Here is a 22,468-nt window from a genome sequence, read left to right as displayed (position 1 = left end):
AGTGATGGTTTTAAGGCTTATCGTTGGAAATTTTTGCATTCAACACTTTTTTCTTAAAATACTATTGCTATATCTCACGACCTCCCTATAATGCGCCTCCATCGACAGGGAATACGGATGGTTAGTAAGTTATTTACAACCTGTGTATAACTTGTAGTTAAGCAGTTTATAATGAAAAGTGGCTTTGAAAATATCTGAACGATGTTTTTTGAGTTTGATAAATTGCAGTCTTAAAGCTAAAAATTCATCTTAATCTTAAAAAGATAAGAAAAGTTGCTTTAAGCTAAGTCCAATAAGAGTTTTAAAAAATAAATTTAAAATTATTGTTGACTTGAAATGAGCGCGGTGTATTATACGCAGCCTCAGCCAACACGATGTGTTGTGCCAAATGTTCTTTAACAATTTGACCATGCAATCTGTGTGGGCACTCGTTGAATGATTAGTCAAAAAGATTTATCAATGATACTAGTGACCAATTGATACGTAAGTATCAGCACAGTCAATTCATTCATCATTTATGATGAATTAACAGTATTCATTGAGCCGGTCGACTTTTTACAAGACCAACAAAACTTTAATTGAAGAGTTTGATCATGGCTCAGATTGAACGCTGGCGGCAGGCCTAACACATGCAAGTCGAGCGGCAGCGACTTAACTGAACCTTCGGGGAACGTTAAGGGCGGCGAGCGGCGGACGGGTGAGTAATGCCTGGGAATATGCCCTGATGTGGGGGATAACTATTGGAAACGATAGCTAATACCGCATAATCTCTTCGGAGCAAAGAGGGGGACCTTCGGGCCTCTCGCGTCAGGATTAGCCCAGGTGGGATTAGCTTGTTGGTGAGGTAATGGCTCACCAAGGCAACGATCCCTAGCTGGTCTGAGAGGATGATCAGCCACACTGGAACTGAGACACGGTCCAGACTCCTACGGGAGGCAGCAGTGGGGAATATTGCACAATGGGGGAAACCCTGATGCAGCCATGCCGCGTGTATGAAGAAGGCCTTCGGGTTGTAAAGTACTTTCAGTAGGGAGGAAGGCAGTGTCGTTAATAGCGGCATTGTTTGACGTTACCTACAGAAGAAGCACCGGCTAACTCCGTGCCAGCAGCCGCGGTAATACGGAGGGTGCGAGCGTTAATCGGAATTACTGGGCGTAAAGCGCATGCAGGCGGTCTGTTAAGCAAGATGTGAAAGCCCGGGGCTCAACCTCGGAACAGCATTTTGAACTGGCAGACTAGAGTCTTGTAGAGGGGGGTAGAATTTCAGGTGTAGCGGTGAAATGCGTAGAGATCTGAAGGAATACCGGTGGCGAAGGCGGCCCCCTGGACAAAGACTGACGCTCAGATGCGAAAGCGTGGGGAGCAAACAGGATTAGATACCCTGGTAGTCCACGCCGTAAACGATGTCTACTTGGAGGTTGTGGCCTTGAGCCGTGGCTTTCGGAGCTAACGCGTTAAGTAGACCGCCTGGGGAGTACGGTCGCAAGATTAAAACTCAAATGAATTGACGGGGGCCCGCACAAGCGGTGGAGCATGTGGTTTAATTCGATGCAACGCGAAGAACCTTACCTACTCTTGACATCCAGAGAACTTAGCAGAGATGCTTTGGTGCCTTCGGGAACTCTGAGACAGGTGCTGCATGGCTGTCGTCAGCTCGTGTTGTGAAATGTTGGGTTAAGTCCCGCAACGAGCGCAACCCTTATCCTTGTTTGCCAGCACTTCGGGTGGGAACTCCAGGGAGACTGCCGGTGATAAACCGGAGGAAGGTGGGGACGACGTCAAGTCATCATGGCCCTTACGAGTAGGGCTACACACGTGCTACAATGGCGTATACAGAGGGCTGCCAACTCGCGAGAGTGAGCGAATCCCATAAAGTACGTCGTAGTCCGGATTGGAGTCTGCAACTCGACTCCATGAAGTCGGAATCGCTAGTAATCGTGAATCAGAATGTCACGGTGAATACGTTCCCGGGCCTTGTACACACCGCCCGTCACACCATGGGAGTGGGCTGCACCAGAAGTAGATAGCTTAACCTTCGGGAGGGCGTTTACCACGGTGTGGTTCATGACTGGGGTGAAGTCGTAACAAGGTAGCCCTAGGGGAACCTGGGGCTGGATCACCTCCTTACCTAAAGACTTACTGTTGAATGCAGTGTCCACACAGATTGCTTGGTGAAATGGTTTTAGAAAATAGCGAAAGTGCTAATTAATAACATCCGTTATTGATTAACGCTTTTGCGTTATGCTCTTTAACAATCTGGAAAGCTGACTAGTAAATTCAATCGAATAGATTGATTTATAGTTTTCATCGAAAGATGAAAACGAGTTCTCAAAACAATACACATTCAAGTGTCTTGTATCGAGTCCGGCGAAAAACCAATGTCCTCTTATCAAGGACACAAACCTTGGTTGTTTGAACATACTGAAACCTCTTGGGGTTGTATGGTTAAGTGACTAAGCGTACACGGTGGATGCCTTGGCAGTCAGAGGCGATGAAGGACGTATTAACTTGCGATAAGCCCAGATGAGGTAGTAAAAACCGGTGACTCTGGGATTTCCGAATGGGGAAACCCACTTACATAAGTAAGTATCGTGTTGTGAATACATAGCAGCACGAGGCGAACCGGGGGAACTGAAACATCTAAGTACCCCGAGGAAGAGAAATCAACCGAGATTCCGGCAGTAGCGGCGAGCGAAACCGGATTAGCCCTTAAGCTAGTTTGATGTTAGGTGAAGGTTCTGGAAAGTTCCGCGATACAGGGTGATAGCCCCGTAACCGACAACATCTTATCAGTGAAAACGAGTAGGACGGGACACGTGTTATCTTGTCTGAATATGGGGGGACCATCCTCCAAGGCTAAATACTCCTGACTGACCGATAGTGAACCAGTACCGTGAGGGAAAGGCGAAAAGAACCCCTGTGAGGGGAGTGAAATAGAACCTGAAACCGTGTACGTACAAGCAGTAGGAGCCCACTTGTTGGGTGACTGCGTACCTTTTGTATAATGGGTCAGCGACTTAATTTTAGTAGCAAGGTTAACCGTTTAGGGGAGCCGTAGGGAAACCGAGTCTTAACTGGGCGTCATAGTTGCTAGGATTAGACCCGAAACCGAGTGATCTAGCCATGGGCAGGTTGAAGGTGAGGTAACACTTACTGGAGGACCGAACCGACTAATGTTGAAAAATTAGCGGATGACTTGTGGCTAGGGGTGAAAGGCCAATCAAACTCGGAGATAGCTGGTTCTCCCCGAAAGCTATTTAGGTAGCGCCTCGGACGAATACTACTGGGGGTAGAGCACTGTTAAGGCTAGGGGGTCATCCCGACTTACCAACCCTTTGCAAACTCCGAATACCAGTAAGTACTATCCGGGAGACACACGGCGGGTGCTAACGTCCGTCGTGAAGAGGGAAACAACCCAGACCGCCAGCTAAGGTCCCAAAGTTATAGCTAAGTGGGAAACGATGTGGGAAGGCTCAGACAGCCAGGATGTTGGCTTAGAAGCAGCCATCATTTAAAGAAAGCGTAATAGCTCACTGGTCGAGTCGGCCTGCGCGGAAGATTTAACGGGGCTAAGCTATACACCGAAGCTGCGGCAATGAAGTTTACTTCATTGGGTAGGGGAGCGTTCTGTAAGCCGTTGAAGGTGAGTTGTAAAGCTCGCTGGAGGTATCAGAAGTGCGAATGCTGACATGAGTAACGATAAAGGGAGTGAAAAACTCCCTCGCCGGAAGATCAAGGGTTCCTGTCCAACGTTAATCGGGGCAGGGTAAGTCGACCCCTAAGGCGAGGCCGAAAGGCGTAGTCGATGGGAAACGGGTTAATATTCCCGTACTTCTTATAATTGCGATGGAGGGACGGAGAAGGCTAGGTGAGCCTGGCGACGGTTGTCCAGGTCCAAGTATGTAGGCTGATGGTTTAGGCAAATCCGGACCATCTTAAGGCTGAGATACGATGTCGAGCTGCTACGGCAGTGAAGTCATTGATGCCATGCTTCCGGGAAAAGCTTCTAAGCTTCAGATTATAAGGAATCGTACCCCAAACCGACACAGGTGATCAGGTAGAGAATACCAAGGCGCTTGAGAGAACTCGGGTGAAGGAACTAGGCAAAATGGTACCGTAACTTCGGGAGAAGGTACGCTCCTAGCGGTGATGAGACTTGCTCTCTAAGCTGCCGGGAGTCGCAGATACCAGGTGGCTGCAACTGTTTATTAAAAACACAGCACTGTGCAAAATCGAAAGATGACGTATACGGTGTGACGCCTGCCCGGTGCCGGAAGGTTAATTGATGGGGTTAGCGGTAACGCGAAGCTCTTGATCGAAGCCCCGGTAAACGGCGGCCGTAACTATAACGGTCCTAAGGTAGCGAAATTCCTTGTCGGGTAAGTTCCGACCTGCACGAATGGCGTAATGATGGCCACGCTGTCTCCACCCGAGACTCAGTGAAATTGAAATCGCAGTGAAGATGCTGCGTCCCCGCGGCTAGACGGAAAGACCCCGTGAACCTTTACTATAGCTTGGCACTGAACATTGACCCTACATGTGTAGGATAGGTGGGAGACTGTGAAATAATCGCGCTAGCGGTTATGGAGTCGTCCTTGAAATACCACCCTTGTATGCTTGATGTTCTAACGTCGACCCCTTATCGGGGTTACGGACAGTGCCTGGTGGGTAGTTTGACTGGGGCGGTCTCCTCCCAAAGAGTAACGGAGGAGCACGAAGGTGGGCTAATCACGGTCGGACATCGTGAGGTTAGTGCAATGGCATAAGCCCGCTTGACTGCGAGACTGACAAGTCGAGCAGGTGCGAAAGCAGGTCATAGTGATCCGGTGGTTCTGAATGGAAGGGCCATCGCTCAACGGATAAAAGGTACTCCGGGGATAACAGGCTGATACCGCCCAAGAGTTCATATCGACGGCGGTGTTTGGCACCTCGATGTCGGCTCATCACATCCTGGGGCTGAAGTCGGTCCCAAGGGTATGGCTGTTCGCCATTTAAAGTGGTACGCGAGCTGGGTTTAGAACGTCGTGAGACAGTTCGGTCCCTATCTGCCGTGGGCGTTGGATGATTGAGAGGGGCTGCTCCTAGTACGAGAGGACCGGAGTGGACGAACCGCTGGTGTTCGGGTTGTGTCGCCAGACGCATTGCCCGGTAGCTAAGTTCGGAATCGATAACCGCTGAAAGCATCTAAGCGGGAAGCGAGCCTCAAGATGAGTCATCCCTAGACCTTTAAGGTCTCTAAAGGGTTGTTGAAGACTACAACGTTGATAGGTCGGGTGTGTAAGTGCTGTGAGGCATTGAGCTAACCGATACTAATTGCCCGTGAGGCTTAACCATACAACACCCAAGGGGTTTTAATACGGACTCCAAGAACACTTGAACGTGTGTTTGAGAATCAGCTTTCTAAGATTGTAACGAATTTGCTTGGCGACCATAGCGTTATGGACCCACCTGATCCCATGCCGAACTCAGTAGTGAAACGTAATAGCGCCGATGGTAGTGTGGGGCCTCCCCATGTGAGAGTAGGACATCGCCAGGCTCAAATTTTGAGAGCCCGTTCATCAGAACGGGCTTTTATTCGCTCTCACTGATTGGAATGTGAGCGAGGTCAAAAGAAGGTTTTCACTTTTTAACCAACCAATTAAAAAGATGAGAATTTTGTCTTGACTGAATATCAGAAAAGCGTATTATACGCCACCTGACTTACTGAAGCACAAAGTGCTAAGGCATTGAAAGTCAACGTTCTTTAACAATTTGACCATGCAATCTGTGTGGGCACTCGTTGAATGATTAGTCAAAAAGATTTATCAATAATACTAGTGACCAATTGATACGTAAGTATCAGCACAGTCAATTCATTCATCATTTTATGATGAATTAACAGTATTCATTGAGCCGGTCGCCTTTTTACAAGAGCGGCCAACAAAACTTTAATTGAAGAGTTTGATCATGGCTCAGATTGAACGCTGGCGGCAGGCCTAACACATGCAAGTCGAGCGGCAGCGACTTAACTGAACCTTCGGGGAACGTTAAGGGCGGCGAGCGGCGGACGGGTGAGTAATGCCTGGGAATATGCCCTGATGTGGGGGATAACTATTGGAAACGATAGCTAATACCGCATAATCTCTTCGGAGCAAAGAGGGGACCTTCGGGCCTCTCGCGTCAGGATTAGCCCAGGTGGGATTAGCTTGTTGGTGAGGTAATGGCTCACCAAGGCAACGATCCCTAGCTGGTCTGAGAGGATGATCAGCCACACTGGAACTGAGACACGGTCCAGACTCCTACGGGAGGCAGCAGTGGGGAATATTGCACAATGGGGGAAACCCTGATGCAGCCATGCCGCGTGTATGAAGAAGGCCTTCGGGTTGTAAAGTACTTTCAGTAGGGAGGAAGGCAGTGTCGTTAATAGCGGCATTGTTTGACGTTACCTACAGAAGAAGCACCGGCTAACTCCGTGCCAGCAGCCGCGGTAATACGGAGGGTGCGAGCGTTAATCGGAATTACTGGGCGTAAAGCGCATGCAGGCGGTCTGTTAAGCAAGATGTGAAAGCCCGGGGCTCAACCTCGGAACAGCATTTTGAACTGGCAGACTAGAGTCTTGTAGAGGGGGGTAGAATTTCAGGTGTAGCGGTGAAATGCGTAGAGATCTGAAGGAATACCGGTGGCGAAGGCGGCCCCTGGACAAAGACTGACGCTCAGATGCGAAAGCGTGGGGAGCAAACAGGATTAGATACCCTGGTAGTCCACGCCGTAAACGATGTCTACTTGGAGGTTGTGGCCTTGAGCCGTGGCTTTCGGAGCTAACGCGTTAAGTAGACCGCCTGGGGAGTACGGTCGCAAGATTAAAACTCAAATGAATTGACGGGGGCCCGCACAAGCGGTGGAGCATGTGGTTTAATTCGATGCAACGCGAAGAACCTTACCTACTCTTGACATCCAGAGAACTTAGCAGAGATGCTTTGGTGCCTTCGGGAACTCTGAGACAGGTGCTGCATGGCTGTCGTCAGCTCGTGTTGTGAAATGTTGGGTTAAGTCCCGCAACGAGCGCAACCCTTATCCTTGTTTGCCAGCACTTCGGGTGGGAACTCCAGGAGACTGCCGGTGATAAACCGGAGGAAGGTGGGGACGACGTCAAGTCATCATGGCCCTTACGAGTAGGGCTACACACGTGCTACAATGGCGTATACAGAGGGTTGCCAACTCGCGAGAGTGAGCGAATCCCATAAAGTACGTCGTAGTCCGGATTGGAGTCTGCAACTCGACTCCATGAAGTCGGAATCGCTAGTAATCGTGAATCAGAATGTCACGGTGAATACGTTCCCGGGCCTTGTACACACCGCCCGTCACACCATGGGAGTGGGCTGCACCAGAAGTAGATAGCTTAACCTTCGGGAGGGCGTTTACCACGGTGTGGTTCATGACTGGGGTGAAGTCGTAACAAGGTAGCCCTAGGGGAACCTGGGGCTGGATCACCTCCTTACCTAAAGACTTAACTGTTGAATGCAGTGTCCACACAGATTGCTTGGTTAATAGTAAAGAACGCAAAAAGACTTGGGTCTGTAGCTCAGGTGGTTAGAGCGCACCCCTGATAAGGGTGAGGTCGGTGGTTCAAGTCCACTCAGACCCACCACTTTCTCTTAGATGAAAGTGGCGGTTTTTAGTCTTTTATATCGTTGGGGTTATAGCTCAGCTGGGAGAGCGCCTGCCTTGCACGCAGGAGGTCTGCGGTTCGATCCCGCATAGCTCCACCACTCTTTAAATGCATTCTCTTGAGTGTCTTTAAAAAGTGGTTATCTAACGATAAACACAATGCTCTTTAACAATCTGGAAAGCTGACTAGTAAATTCAATCGAATAGATTGATTTATAGTTTTCATCGAAAGATGAAAACAAGTTCTCAAAACAATACACATTCAAGTGTCTTGTATCGAGTCCGGCGAAAAACCAATGTCCTCTTATCAAGGACACAAACCTTGGTTGTTTGAACATGCTGAAACCTCTTGGGGTTGTATGGTTAAGTGACTAAGCGTACACGGTGGATGCCTTGGCAGTCAGAGGCGATGAAGGACGTATTAACTTGCGATAAGCCCAGATGAGGTAGTAAAAACCGGTGACTCTGGGATTTCCGAATGAAACCCACTTACATAAGTAAGTATCGTGTTGTGAATACATAGCAGCACGAGGCGAACCGGGGAACTGAAACATCTAAGTACCCCGAGGAAGAGAAATCAACCGAGATTCCGGCAGTAGCGGCGAGCGAAACCGGATTAGCCCTAAGCTAGTTTGATGTTAGGTGAAGGTTCTGGAAAGTTCCGCGATACAGGGTGATAGCCCCGTAACCGACAACATCTTATCAGTGAAAACGAGTAGGACGGGACACGTGTTATCTTGTCTGAATATGGGGGACCATCCTCCAAGGCTAAATACTCCTGACTGACCGATAGTGAACCAGTACCGTGAGGGAAAGGCGAAAAGAACCCCTGTGAGGGGAGTGAAATAGAACCTGAAACCGTGTACGTACAAGCAGTAGGAGCCCACTTGTTGGGTGACTGCGTACCTTTGTATAATGGGTCAGCGACTTAATTTTAGTAGCAAGGTTAACCGTTTAGGGGAGCCGTAGGGAAACCGAGTCTTAACTGGGCGTCATAGTTGCTAGGATTAGACCCGAAACCGAGTGATCTAGCCATGGGCAGGTTGAAGGTGAGGTAACACTTACTGGAGGACCGAACCGACTAATGTTGAAAAATTAGCGGATGACTTGTGGCTAGGGGTGAAAGGCCAATCAAACTCGGAGATAGCTGGTTCTCCCCGAAAGCTATTTAGGTAGCGCCTCGGACGAATACTACTGGGGGTAGAGCACTGTTAAGGCTAGGGGGTCATCCCGACTTACCAACCCTTGCAAACTCCGAATACCAGTAAGTACTATCCGGGAGACACACGGCGGGTGCTAACGTCCGTCGTGAAGAGAAACAACCCAGACCGCCAGCTAAGGTCCCAAAGTTATAGCTAAGTGGGAAACGATGTGGGAAGGCTCAGACAGCCAGGATGTTGGCTTAGAAGCAGCCATCATTTAAAGAAAGCGTAATAGCTCACTGGTCGAGTCGGCCTGCGCGGAAGATTTAACGGGGCTAAGCTATACACCGAAGCTGCGGCAATGTACTTCGCATATTGGGTAGGGGAGCGTTCTGTAAGCCGTTGAAGGTGAGTTGTAAAGCTCGCTGGAGGTATCAGAAGTGCGAATGCTGACATGAGTAACGATAAAGGGAGTGAAAAACTCCCTCGCCGGAAGATCAAGGGTTCCTGTCCAACGTTAATCGGGGCAGGGTAAGTCGACCCCTAAGGCGAGGCCGAAAGGCGTAGTCGATGGGAAACGGGTTAATATTCCCGTACTTCTTATAATTGCGATGGAGGGACGGAGAAGGCTAGGTGAGCCTGGCGACGGTTGTCCAGGTCTAAGTATGTAGGCTGATGGTTTAGGCAAATCCGGACCATCTTAAGGCTGAGATACGATGTCGAGTCACTACGGTGATGAAGTCATTGATGCCATGCTTCCGGGAAAAGCTTCTAAGCTTCAGATTATAAGGAATCGTACCCCAAACCGACACAGGTGATCAGGTAGAGAATACCAAGGCGCTTGAGAGAACTCGGGTGAAGGAACTAGGCAAAATGGTACCGTAACTTCGGGAGAAGGTACGCTCCTAGCGGTGATGAGACTTGCTCTCTAAGCTGCCGGGAGTCGCAGATACCAGGTGGCTGCAACTGTTTATTAAAAACACAGCACTGTGCAAAATCGAAAGATGACGTATACGGTGTGACGCCTGCCCGGTGCCGGAAGGTTAATTGATGGGGTTAGACTTCGGTCGAAGCTCTTGATCGAAGCCCCGGTAAACGGCGGCCGTAACTATAACGGTCCTAAGGTAGCGAAATTCCTTGTCGGGTAAGTTCCGACCTGCACGAATGGCGTAATGATGGCCACGCTGTCTCCACCCGAGACTCAGTGAAATTGAAATCGCAGTGAAGATGCTGCGTCCCCGCGGCTAGACGGAAAGACCCCGTGAACCTTTACTATAGCTTGGCACTGAACATTGACCCTACATGTGTAGGATAGGTGGGAGACTGTGAAATAATCGCGCTAGCGGTTATGGAGTCGTCCTTGAAATACCACCCTTGTATGCTTGATGTTCTAACGTCGACCCCTTATCGGGGTTACGGACAGTGCCTGGTGGGTAGTTTGACTGGGGCGGTCTCCTCCCAAAGAGTAACGGAGGAGCACGAAGGTGGGCTAATCACGGTCGGACATCGTGAGGTTAGTGCAATGGCATAAGCCCGCTTGACTGCGAGAATGACAATTCGAGCAGGTGCGAAAAGCAGGTCATAGTGATCCGGTGGTTCTGAATGGAAGGGCCATCGCTCAACGGATAAAAGGTACTCCGGGGATAACAGGCTGATACCGCCCAAGAGTTCATATCGACGGCGGTGTTTGGCACCTCGATGTCGGCTCATCACATCCTGGGGCTGAAGTCGGTCCCAAGGGTATGGCTGTTCGCCATTTAAAGTGGTACGCGAGCTGGGTTTAGAACGTCGTGAGACAGTTCGGTCCCTATCTGCCGTGGGCGTTGGATGATTGAGAGGGGCTGCTCCTAGTACGAGAGGACCGGAGTGGACGAACCGCTGGTGTTCGGGTTGTGTCGCCAGACGCATTGCCCGGTAGCTAAGTTCGGAATCGATAACCGCTGAAAGCATCTAAGCGGGAAGCGAGCCTCAAGATGAGTCATCCCTAGACCTTTAAGGTCTCTAAAGGGTTGTTGAAGACTACAACGTTGATAGGTCGGGTGTGTAAGTGCTGTGAGGCATTGAGCTAACCGATACTAATTGCCCGTGAGGCTTAACCATACAACACCCAAGGGGTTTTATACGGACTCCAAGAACACTTGAACGTGTGTTTGAGAATCAGCTTTTCAAGATTGTACCGAATTTGCTTGGCGACCATAGCATTATGGACCCACCTGATCCCATGCCGAACTCAGTAGTGAAACGTAATAGCGCCGATGGTAGTGTGGGGCCTCCCCATGTGAGAGTAGGACATCGCCAGGCTTAAAATTAGAAAGCCCGTTCTGATGAACGGGCTTTTATTCGCTCTCACTGATTGGAATGTGAGCGAGGTCAAAGAAGGTTTTCACTTTTTAACCAACTGATTAAAAAGATGAGAATTTTGTCTTGACTGAATATCAGATAAGCGTATTATACGCCACCTGACTTGCTGAAGCGCAAAGCACTAAGGCATTGAAAGTCAACGTTCTTTAACAATTTGACCATGCAATCTGTGTGGGCACTCGTTGAATGATTAGTCAAAAGATTTATCAATGATACTAGTGACCAATTTGATACTTCGGTATCAGCACAGTCAATTCATTCATCATTTATGATGAATTAACAGTATTCATTGAGCCGGTCGCCTTTTTACAAGAGCGGCCACCAAAACTTTAATTGAAGAGTTTGATCATGGCTCAGATTGAACGCTGGCGGCAGGCCTAACACATGCAAGTCGAGCGGCAGCGACTTAACTGAACCTTCGGGGAACGTTAAGGGCGGCGAGCGGCGGACGGGTGAGTAATGCCTGGGAATATGCCCTGATGTGGGGGATAACTATTGGAAACGATAGCTAATACCGCATAATCTCTTCGGAGCAAAGAGGGGGACCTTCGGGCCTCTCGCGTCAGGATTAGCCCAGGTGGGATTAGCTTGTTGGTGAGGTAATGGCTCACCAAGGCAACGATCCCTAGCTGGTCTGAGAGGATGATCAGCCACACTGGAACTGAGACACGGTCCAGACTCCTACGGGAGGCAGCAGTGGGGAATATTGCACAATGGGGAAACCCTGATGCAGCCATGCCGCGTGTATGAAGAAGGCCTTCGGGTTGTAAAGTACTTTCAGTAGGGAGGAAGGCAGTGTCGTTAATAGCGGCATTGTTTGACGTTACCTACAGAAGAAGCACCGGCTAACTCCGTGCCAGCAGCCGCGGTAATACGGAGGGTGCGAGCGTTAATCGGAATTACTGGGCGTAAAGCGCATGCAGGCGGTCTGTTAAGCAAGATGTGAAAGCCCGGGGCTCAACCTCGGAACAGCATTTTGAACTGGCAGACTAGAGTCTTGTAGAGGGTGGTAGAATTTCAGGTGTAGCGGTGAAATGCGTAGAGATCTGAAGGAATACCGGTGGCGAAGGCGGCCCCTGGACAAAGACTGACGCTCAGATGCGAAAGCGTGGGGAGCAAACAGGATTAGATACCCTGGTAGTCCACGCCGTAAACGATGTCTACTTGGAGGTTGTGGCCTTGAGCCGTGGCTTTCGGAGCTAACGCGTTAAGTAGACCGCCTGGGGAGTACGGTCGCAAGATTAAAACTCAAATGAATTGACGGGGGCCCGCACAAGCGGTGGAGCATGTGGTTTAATTCGATGCAACGCGAAGAACCTTACCTACTCTTGACATCCAGAGAACTTAGCAGAGATGCTTTGGTGCCTTCGGGAACTCTGAGACAGGTGCTGCATGGCTGTCGTCAGCTCGTGTTGTGAAATGTTGGGTTAAGTCCCGCAACGAGCGCAACCCTTATCCTTGTTTGCCAGCACTTCGGGTGGGAACTCCAGGAGACTGCCGGTGATAAACCGGAGGAAGGTGGGGACGACGTCAAGTCATCATGGCCCTTACGAGTAGGGCTACACACGTGCTACAATGGCGTATACAGAGGGTTGCCAACTCGCGAGAGTGAGCGAATCCCATAAAGTACGTCGTAGTCCGGATTGGAGTCTGCAACTCGACTCCATGAAGTCGGAATCGCTAGTAATCGTGAATCAGAATGTCACGGTGAATACGTTCCCGGGCCTTGTACACACCGCCCGTCACACCATGGGAGTGGGCTGCACCAGAAGTAGATAGCTTAACCTTCGGGAGGGCGTTTACCACGGTGTGGTTCATGACTGGGGTGAAGTCGTAACAAGGTAGCCCTAGGGGAACCTGGGGCTGGATCACCTCCTTACCTAAAGACTTAACTGTTGAATGCAGTGTCCACACAGATTGCTTGGTTAATAGTAAAGAACGCAAAAAGACTTGGGTCTGTAGCTCAGGTGGTTAGAGCGCACCCCTGATAAGGGTGAGGTCGGTGGTTCAAGTCCACTCAGACCCACCACTTTCTCTTAGATGAAAGTGGCGGTTTTTAGTCTTTTATATCGTTGGGGTTATAGCTCAGCTGGGAGAGCGCCTGCCTTGCACGCAGGAGGTCTGCGGTTCGATCCCGCATAGCTCCACCACTCTTTAAATGCATTCTCTTGAGTGTCTTTAAAAAGTGGTTATCTAACGATAAACACAATGCTCTTTAACAATCTGGAAAGCTGACTAGTAAATTCAATCGAATAGATTGATTTATAGTTTTCATCGAAAGATGAAAACGAGTTCTCAAAACAATACACATTCAAGTGTCTTGTATCGAGTCCGGCGAAAAACCAATGTCCTCTTATCAAGGACACAAACCTTGGTTGTTTGAACATACGAAACCTCTTGGGGTTGTATGGTTAAGTGACTAAGCGTACACGGTGGATGCCTTGGCAGTCAGAGGCGATGAAGGACGTATTAACTTGCGATAAGCCCAGATGAGGTAGTAAAAACCGGTGACTCTGGGATTTCCGAATGGGGAAACCCACTTACATAAGTAAGTATCGTGTTGTGAATACATAGCAGCACGAGGCGAACCGGGGAACTGAAACATCTAAGTACCCCGAGGAAGAGAAATCAACCGAGATTCCGGCAGTAGCGGCGAGCGAAACCGGATTAGCCCTTAAGCTAGTTTGATGTTAGGTGAAGGTTCTGGAAAGTTCCGCGATACAGGGTGATAGCCCCGTAACCGACAACATCTTATCAGTGAAAACGAGTAGGACGGGACACGTGTTATCTTGTCTGAATATGGGGGGACCATCCTCCAAGGCTAAATACTCCTGACTGACCGATAGTGAACCAGTACCGTGAGGGAAAGGCGAAAAGAACCCCTGTGAGGGGAGTGAAATAGAACCTGAAACCGTGTACGTACAAGCAGTAGGAGCCCACTTGTTGGGTGACTGCGTACCTTTGTATAATGGGTCAGCGACTTAATTTTAGTAGCAAGGTTAACCGTTTAGGGGAGCCGTAGGAAACCGAGTCTTAACTGGGCGTCATAGTTGCTAGGATTAGACCCGAAACCGAGTGATCTAGCCATGGGCAGGTTGAAGGTGAGGTAACACTTACTGGAGGACCGAACCGACTAATGTTGAAAAATTAGCGGATGACTTGTGGCTAGGGGTGAAAGGCCAATCAAACTCGGAGATAGCTGGTTCTCCCCGAAAGCTATTTAGGTAGCGCCTCGGACGAATACTACTGGGGGTAGAGCACTGTTAAGGCTAGGGGGTCATCCCGACTTACCAACCCTTTGCAAACTCCGAATACCAGTAAGTACTATCCGGGAGACACACGGCGGGTGCTAACGTCCGTCGTGAAGAGAAACAACCCAGACCGCCAGCTAAGGTCCCAAAGTTATAGCTAAGTGGGAAACGATGTGGGAAGGCTCAGACAGCCAGGATGTTGGCTTAGAAGCAGCCATCATTTAAAGAAAGCGTAATAGCTCACTGGTCGAGTCGGCCTGCGCGGAAGATTTAACGGGGCTAAGCTATACACCGAAGCTGCGGCAATGTACTTCGCATATTGGGTAGGGGAGCGTTCTGTAAGCCGTTGAAGGTGAGTTGTAAAGCTCGCTGGAGGTATCAGAAGTGCGAATGCTGACATGAGTAACGATAAAGGGAGTGAAAAACTCCCTCGCCGGAAGATCAAGGGTTCCTGTCCAACGTTAATCGGGGCAGGGTAAGTCGACCCCTAAGGCGAGGCCGAAAGGCGTAGTCGATGGGAAACGGGTTAATATTCCCGTACTTCTTATAATTGCGATGGAGGGACGGAGAAGGCTAGGTGAGCCTGGCGACGGTTGTCCAGGTCCAAGTATGTAGGCTGATGGTTTAGGCAAATCCGGACCATCTTAAGGCTGAGATACGATGTCGAGCTGCTACGGCAGTGAAGTCATTGATGCCATGCTTCCGGGAAAAGCTTCTAAGCTTCAGATTATAAGGAATCGTACCCCAAACCGACACAGGTGATCAGGTAGAGAATACCAAGGCGCTTGAGAGAACTCGGGTGAAGGAACTAGGCAAAATGGTACCGTAACTTCGGGAGAAGGTACGCTCCTAGCGGTGATGAGACTTGCTCTCTAAGCTGCCGGGAGTCGCAGATACCAGGTGGCTGCAACTGTTTATTAAAAACACAGCACTGTGCAAAATCGAAAGATGACGTATACGGTGTGACGCCTGCCCGGTGCCGGAAGGTTAATTGATGGGGTTAGACTTCGGTCGAAGCTCTTGATCGAAGCCCCGGTAAACGGCGGCCGTAACTATAACGGTCCTAAGGTAGCGAAATTCCTTGTCGGGTAAGTTCCGACCTGCACGAATGGCGTAATGATGGCCACGCTGTCTCCACCCGAGACTCAGTGAAATTGAAATCGCAGTGAAGATGCTGCGTCCCCGCGGCTAGACGGAAAGACCCCGTGAACCTTTACTATAGCTTGGCACTGAACATTGACCCTACATGTGTAGGATAGGTGGGAGACTGTGAAATAATCGCGCTAGCGGTTATGGAGTCGTCCTTGAAATACCACCCTTGTATGCTTGATGTTCTAACGTCGACCCCTTATCGGGGTTACGGACAGTGCCTGGTGGGTAGTTTGACTGGGGCGGTCTCCTCCCAAAGAGTAACGGAGGAGCACGAAGGTGGGCTAATCACGGTCGGACATCGTGAGGTTAGTGCAATGGCATAAGCCCGCTTGACTGCGAGACTGACAAGTCGAGCAGGTGCGAAAAGCAGGTCATAGTGATCCGGTGGTTCTGAATGGAAGGGCCATCGCTCAACGGATAAAAGGTACTCCGGGGATAACAGGCTGATACCGCCCAAGAGTTCATATCGACGGCGGTGTTTGGCACCTCGATGTCGGCTCATCACATCCTGGGGCTGAAGTCGGTCCCAAGGGTATGGCTGTTCGCCATTTAAAGTGGTACGCGAGCTGGGTTTAGAACGTCGTGAGACAGTTCGGTCCCTATCTGCCGTGGGCGTTGGATGATTGAGAGGGGCTGCTCCTAGTACGAGAGGACCGGAGTGGACGAACCGCTGGTGTTTGGGTTGTGTCGCCAGACGCATTGCCCGGTAGCTAAGTTCGGAATCGATAACCGCTGAAAGCATCTAAGCGGGAAGCGAGCCTCAAGATGAGTCATCCCTAGACCTTTAAGGTCTCTAAAGGGTTGTTGAAGACTACAACGTTGATAGGTCGGGTGTGTAAGTGCTGTGAGGCATTGAGCTAACCGATACTAATTGCCCGTGAGGCTTAACCATACAACACCCAAGGGGTTTTATACGGACTCCAAGAACACTTGAACGTGTGTTTGAGAATCAGCTTTCTAAGATTGTAACGAATTTGCTTGGCGACCATAGCGTTATGGACCCACCTGATCCCATGCCGAACTCAGTAGTGAAACGTAATAGCGCCGATGGTAGTGTGGGGCCTCCCCATGTGAGTAGGACATCGCCAGGCTCAAATTTTGAGAGCCCGTTCATCAGAACGGGCTTTTATTCGCTCTCACTGATTGGAATGTGAGCGAGGTCAAAGAAGGTTTTCACTTTTTAACCAACCAATTAAAAAGATGAGAATTTTGTCTTGACTGGATATCAGAAAAGCGTATTATACGCCACCTGACTTACTGAAGCACAAAGTGCTAAGGCATTGAAAGTCAACGTTCTTTAACAATTTGACCATGCAATCTGTGTGGGCACTCGTTGAATGATTAGTCAAAAGATTTATCAATAATACTAGTGACCAATTTGATACTTCGGTATCAGCACAGTCAATTCATTCATCATTTATGATGAATTAACAGTATTCATTGAGCCGGTCGCCTTTTTACAAGACCACCAAAACTTTAATTGAAGAGTTTGATCATGGCTCAGATTGAACGCTGGCGGCAGGCCTAACACATGCAAGTCGAGCGGCAGCGACTTAACTGAACCTTCGGGGAACGTTAAGGGCGGCGAGCGGCGGACGGGTGAGTAATGCCTGGGAATATGCCCTGATGTGGGGGATAACTATTGGAAACGATAGCTAATACCGCATAATCTCTTCGGAGCAAAGAGGGGGACCTTCGGGCCTCTCGCGTCAGGATTAGCCCAGGTGGGATTAGCTTGTTGGTGAGGTAATGGCTCACCAAGGCAACGATCCCTAGCTGGTCTGAGAGGATGATCAGCCACACTGGAACTGAGACACGGTCCAGACTCCTACGGGAGGCAGCAGTGGGGAATATTGCACAATGGGGAAACCCTGATGCAGCCATGCCGCGTGTATGAAGAAGGCCTTCGGGTTGTAAAGTACTTTCAGTAGGGAGGAAGGCAGTGTCGTTAATAGCGGCATTGTTTGACGTTACCTACAGAAGAAGCACCGGCTAACTCCGTGCCAGCAGCCGCGGTAATACGGAGGGTGCGAGCGTTAATCGGAATTACTGGGCGTAAAGCGCATGCAGGCGGTCTGTTAAGCAAGATGTGAAAGCCCGGGGCTCAACCTCGGAACAGCATTTTGAACTGGCAGACTAGAGTCTTGTAGAGGGGGTAGAATTTCAGGTGTAGCGGTGAAATGCGTAGAGATCTGAAGGAATACCGGTGGCGAAGGCGGCCCCTGGACAAAGACTGACGCTCAGATGCGAAAGCGTGGGGAGCAAACAGGATTAGATACCCTGGTAGTCCACGCCGTAAACGATGTCTACTTGGAGGTTGTGGCCTTGAGCCGTGGCTTTCGGAGCTAACGCGTTAAGTAGACCGCCTGGGGAGTACGGTCGCAAGATTAAAACTCAAATGAATTGACGGGGGCCCGCACAAGCGGTGGAGCATGTGGTTTAATTCGATGCAACGCGAAGAACCTTACCTACTCTTGACATCCAGAGAACTTAGCAGAGATGCTTTGGTGCCTTCGGGAACTCTGAGACAGGTGCTGCATGGCTGTCGTCAGCTCGTGTTGTGAAATGTTGGGTTAAGTCCCGCAACGAGCGCAACCCTTATCCTTGTTTGCCAGCACTTCGGGTGGGAACTCCAGGAGACTGCCGGTGATAAACCGGAGGAAGGTGGGGACGACGTCAAGTCATCATGGCCCTTACGAGTAGGGCTACACACGTGCTACAATGGCGTATACAGAGGGTTGCCAACTCGCGAGAGTGAGCGAATCCCATAAAGTACGTCGTAGTCCGGATTGGAGTCTGCAACTCGACTCCATGAAGTCGGAATCGCTAGTAATCGTGAATCAGAATGTCACGGTGAATACGTTCCCGGGCCTTGTACACACCGCCCGTCACACCATGGGAGTGGGCTGCACCAGAAGTAGATAGCTTAACCTTCGGGAGGGCGTTTACCACGGTGTGGTTCATGACTGGGGTGAAGTCGTAACAAGGTAGCCCTAGGGGAACCTGGGGCTGGATCACCTCCTTACCTAAAGACTTACTGTTGAATGCAGTGTCCACACAGATTGCTTGGTTAATAGTAAAGAACGCAAAAAGACTTGGGTCTGTAGCTCAGGTGGTTAGAGCGCACCCCTGATAAGGGTGAGGTCGGTGGTTCAAGTCCACTCAGACCCACCACTTTCTCTCAAATGAAAGTGGCGGTTTATAAGTCTTTTATATCGTTGGGGTTATAGCTCAGCTGGGAGAGCGCCTGCCTTGCACGCAGGAGGTCTGCGGTTCGATCCCGCATAGCTCCACCACTCTTTAAACGCATTCTCTTGAGTGTTTTTAAAAAGTGGTTATCTAACGATAAACACAATGCTCTTTAACAATCTGGAAAGCTGACTAGTAAATTCAATCGATAGATTGATTTATAGTTTTCATCGAAAGATGAAAACGAGTTCTCAAAACAATACACATTCAAGTGTCTTGTATCGAGTCCGGCGAAAAACCAATGTCCTCTTATCAAGGACACAAACCTTGGTTGTTTGAACATACGAAACCTCTTGGGGTTGTATGGTTAAGTGACTAAGCGTACACGGTGGATGCCTTGGCAGTCAGAGGCGATGAAGGACGTATTAACTTGCGATAAGCCCAGATGAGGTAGTAAAACCGGTGACTCTGGGATTTCCGAATGGGGAAACCCACTTACATAAGTAAGTATCGTGTTGTGAATACATAGCAGCACGAGGCGAACCGGGGAACTGAAACATCTAAGTACCCCGAGGAAGAGAAATCAACCGAGATTCCGGCAGTAGCGGCGAGCGAAACCGGATTAGCCCTAAGCTAGTTTGATGTTAGGTGAAGGTTCTGGAAAGTTCCGCGATACAGGGTGATAGCCCCGTAACCGACAACATCTTATCAGTGAAAACGAGTAGGACGGGACACGTGTTATCTTGTCTGAATATGGGGGACCATCCTCCAAGGCTAAATACTCCTGACTGACCGATAGTGAACCAGTACCGTGAGGGAAAGGCGAAAAGAACCCCTGTGAGGGGAGTGAAATAGAACCTGAAACCGTGTACGTACAAGCAGTAGGAGCCCACTTGTTGGGTGACTGCGTACCTTTGTATAATGGGTCAGCGACTTAATTTTAGTAGCAAGGTTAACCGTTTAGGGGAGCCGTAGGGAAACCGAGTCTTAACTGGGCGTCATAGTTGCTAGGATTAGACCCGAAACCGAGTGATCTAGCCATGGGCAGGTTGAAGGTGAGGTAACACTTACTGGAGGACCGAACCGACTAATGTTGAAAAATTAGCGGATGACTTGTGGCTAGGGGTGAAAGGCCAATCAAACTCGGAGATAGCTGGTTCTCCCCGAAAGCTATTTAGGTAGCGCCTCGGACGAATACTACTGGGGGTAGAGCACTGTTAAGGCTAGGGGGTCATCCCGACTTACCAACCCTTTGCAAACTCCGAATACCAGTAAGTACTATCCGGGAGACACACGGCGGGTGCTAACGTCCGTCGTGAAGAGGGAAACAACCCAGACCGCCAGCTAAGGTCCCAAAGTTATAGCTAAGTGGGAAACGATGTGGGAAGGCTCAGACAGCCAGGATGTTGGCTTAGAAGCAGCCATCATTTAAAGAAAGCGTAATAGCTCACTGGTCGAGTCGGCCTGCGCGGAAGATTTAACGGGGCTAAGCTATACACCGAAGCTGCGGCAATGTACTTCGCATATTGGGTAGGGGAGCGTTCTGTAAGCCGTTGAAGGTGAGTTGTAAAGCTCGCTGGAGGTATCAGAAGTGCGAATGCTGACATGAGTAACGATAAAGGGAGTGAAAAACTCCCTCGCCGGAAGATCAAGGGTTCCTGTCCAACGTTAATCGGGGCAGGGTAAGTCGACCCTAAGGCGAGGCCGAAAGGCGTAGTCGATGGGAAACGGGTTAATATTCCCGTACTTCTTATAATTGCGATGGAGGGACGGAGAAGGCTAGGTGAGCCTGGCGACGGTTGTCCAGGTCCAAGTACGTAGGCTGATGGTTTAGGCAAATCCGGACCATCTTAAGGCTGAGATACGATGTCGAGTCACTACGGTGATGAAGTCATTGATGCCATGCTTCCGGGAAAAGCTTCTAAGCTTCAGATTATAAGGAATCGTACCCCAAACCGACACAGGTGATCAGGTAGAGAATACCAAGGCGCTTGAGAGAACTCGGGTGAAGGAACTAGGCAAAATGGTACCGTAACTTCGGGAGAAGGTACGCTCCTAGCGGTGATGAGACTTGCTCTCTAAGCTGCCGGGAGTCGCAGATACCAGGTGGCTGCAACTGTTTATTAAAAACACAGCACTGTGCAAAATCGAAAGATGACGTATACGGTGTGACGCCTGCCCGGTGCCGGAAGGTTAATTGATGGGGTTAGACTTCGGTCGAAGCTCTTGATCGAAGCCCCGGTAAACGGCGGCCGTAACTATAACGGTCCTAAGGTAGCGAAATTCCTTGTCGGGTAAGTTCCGACCTGCACGAATGGCGTAATGATGGCCACGCTGTCTCCACCCGAGACTCAGTGAAATTGAAATCGCAGTGAAGATGCTGCGTCCCCGCGGCTAGACGGAAAGACCCCGTGAACCTTTACTATAGCTTGGCACTGAACATTGACCCTACATGTGTAGGATAGGTGGGAGACTGTGAAATAATCGCGCTAGCGGTTATGGAGTCGTCCTTGAAATACCACCCTTGTATGCTTGATGTTCTAACGTTGGCCCCTTATCGGGGTTACGGACAGTGCCTGGTGGGTAGTTTGACTGGGGCGGTCTCCTCCCAAAGAGTAACGGAGGAGCACGAAGGTGGGCTAATCACGGTCGGACATCGTGAGGTTAGTGCAATGGCATAAGCCCGCTTGACTGCGAGACTGACAAGTCGAGCAGGTGCGAAAGCAGGTCATAGTGATCCGGTGGTTCTGAATGGAAGGGCCATCGCTCAACGGATAAAAGGTACTCCGGGGATAACAGGCTGATACCGCCCAAGAGTTCATATCGACGGCGGTGTTTGGCACCTCGATGTCGGCTCATCACATCCTGGGGCTGAAGTCGGTCCCAAGGGTATGGCTGTTCGCCATTTAAAGTGGTACGCGAGCTGGGTTTAGAACGTCGTGAGACAGTTCGGTCCCTATCTGCCGTGGGCGTTGGATGATTGAGAGGGGCTGCTCCTAGTACGAGAGGACCGGAGTGGACGAACCGCTGGTGTTCGGGTTGTGTCGCCAGACGCATTGCCCGGTAGCTAAGTTCGGAATCGATAACCGCTGAAAGCATCTAAGCGGGAAGCGAGCCTCAAGATGAGTCATCCCTAGACCTTTAAGGTCTCTAAAGGGTTGTTGAAGACTACAACGTTGATAGGTCGGGTGTGTAAGTGCTGTGAGGCATTGAGCTAACCGATACTAATTGCCCGTGAGGCTTAACCATACAACACCCAAGGGGTTTTATACGGACTCCAAGAACACTTGAACGTGTGTTTGAGAATCAGCTTTTCAAGATTGTAACGAATTTGCTTGGCGACCATAGCATTATGGACCCACCTGATCCCATGCCGAACTCAGTAGTGAAACGTAATAGCGCCGATGGTAGTGTGGGGCCTCCCCATGTGAGAGTAGGACATCGCCAGGCTCAAATTTAAGATACTTGTTCTGAACGACAGGTGTCGGATAAAACGAACGTTTTATCGCCGTGTGGAGCGGTAGTTCAGTTGGTTAGAATACCGGCCTGTCACGCCGGGGGTCGCGGGTTCGAGTCCCGTCCGCTCCGCCACTTATTAAGAAGCCTCGCTAGAAATAGCGGGGCTTTTTTACGTTTTAAATAAGTTAAACCTATTCGAATGAGCGGGTAGTTCAGTTGGTTAGCCTTTTTATTGGATAGCTTAGTGGCCTGTCACGCCGGGGGCGT

General features: G+C 49.9%; 7 tRNA genes and 12 rRNA genes. All 19 read left to right on the top strand.

What is annotated here, in order from left to right:
* The first annotated feature begins 575 nt into the window (after window positions 1-575).
* The 19 genes from Q7657_RS07150 (at window position 576) to Q7657_RS07060 (ending at window position 22,333) form a co-directional block, all read left to right on the top strand.
* Window positions 576-2,127 (top strand): 16S ribosomal RNA (locus Q7657_RS07150).
* Between the two features lie 316 nt (window positions 2,128-2,443).
* Window positions 2,444-5,334, top strand: a 23S ribosomal RNA gene (locus tag Q7657_RS07145).
* 86 nt (window positions 5,335-5,420) lie between these two features.
* Window positions 5,421-5,536, top strand: a 5S ribosomal RNA gene (gene rrf, locus Q7657_RS07140).
* Between the two features lie 392 nt (window positions 5,537-5,928).
* Window positions 5,929-7,477: ribosomal RNA gene (locus tag Q7657_RS07135) — 16S ribosomal RNA — on the top strand.
* Window positions 7,478-7,550: 73 nt separating this feature from the next.
* A tRNA-Ile gene (locus tag Q7657_RS07130) sits at window positions 7,551-7,627 on the top strand.
* 45 nt (window positions 7,628-7,672) lie between these two features.
* Window positions 7,673-7,748: transfer RNA gene (locus tag Q7657_RS07125), tRNA-Ala, on the top strand.
* 260 nt (window positions 7,749-8,008) lie between these two features.
* Window positions 8,009-10,889: ribosomal RNA gene (locus tag Q7657_RS07120) — 23S ribosomal RNA — on the top strand.
* A gap of 85 nt (window positions 10,890-10,974) precedes the next feature.
* Window positions 10,975-11,090, top strand: a 5S ribosomal RNA gene (gene rrf / locus Q7657_RS07115).
* 390 nt (window positions 11,091-11,480) lie between these two features.
* Window positions 11,481-13,029: ribosomal RNA gene (locus Q7657_RS07110) — 16S ribosomal RNA — on the top strand.
* A 73-nt stretch (window positions 13,030-13,102) separates the two neighbouring features.
* Window positions 13,103-13,179, top strand: a tRNA-Ile gene (locus Q7657_RS07105).
* 45 nt (window positions 13,180-13,224) lie between these two features.
* Window positions 13,225-13,300, top strand: a tRNA-Ala gene (locus tag Q7657_RS07100).
* Window positions 13,301-13,559: 259 nt separating this feature from the next.
* A 23S ribosomal RNA gene (locus Q7657_RS07095) occupies window positions 13,560-16,445 on the top strand.
* Between the two features lie 85 nt (window positions 16,446-16,530).
* Window positions 16,531-16,644 (top strand): 5S ribosomal RNA (gene rrf / locus Q7657_RS07090).
* A gap of 386 nt (window positions 16,645-17,030) precedes the next feature.
* Window positions 17,031-18,578, top strand: a 16S ribosomal RNA gene (locus Q7657_RS07085).
* A 72-nt stretch (window positions 18,579-18,650) separates the two neighbouring features.
* Window positions 18,651-18,727: transfer RNA gene (locus tag Q7657_RS07080), tRNA-Ile, on the top strand.
* A gap of 46 nt (window positions 18,728-18,773) precedes the next feature.
* Window positions 18,774-18,849, top strand: a tRNA-Ala gene (locus Q7657_RS07075).
* Window positions 18,850-19,107: 258 nt separating this feature from the next.
* Window positions 19,108-21,991: ribosomal RNA gene (locus Q7657_RS07070) — 23S ribosomal RNA — on the top strand.
* Window positions 21,992-22,076: 85 nt separating this feature from the next.
* Window positions 22,077-22,192, top strand: a 5S ribosomal RNA gene (gene rrf, locus Q7657_RS07065).
* Together the 16S, 23S and 5S rRNA genes with 7 tRNA genes alongside form the textbook arrangement of a ribosomal RNA operon.
* 64 nt (window positions 22,193-22,256) lie before the next feature.
* Window positions 22,257-22,333 (top strand) — tRNA-Asp (locus Q7657_RS07060).
* Window positions 22,334-22,468: the final 135 nt, after the last annotated feature.

Source organism: Candidatus Photobacterium acropomis, assembly GCF_030685555.1.
Classification (GTDB): domain Bacteria; phylum Pseudomonadota; class Gammaproteobacteria; order Enterobacterales; family Vibrionaceae; genus Photobacterium; species Photobacterium lucens.
The sequence above is the reverse complement of the archived record's forward strand: the minus strand, read 5'-3'. Positions and strand labels throughout refer to the sequence as shown.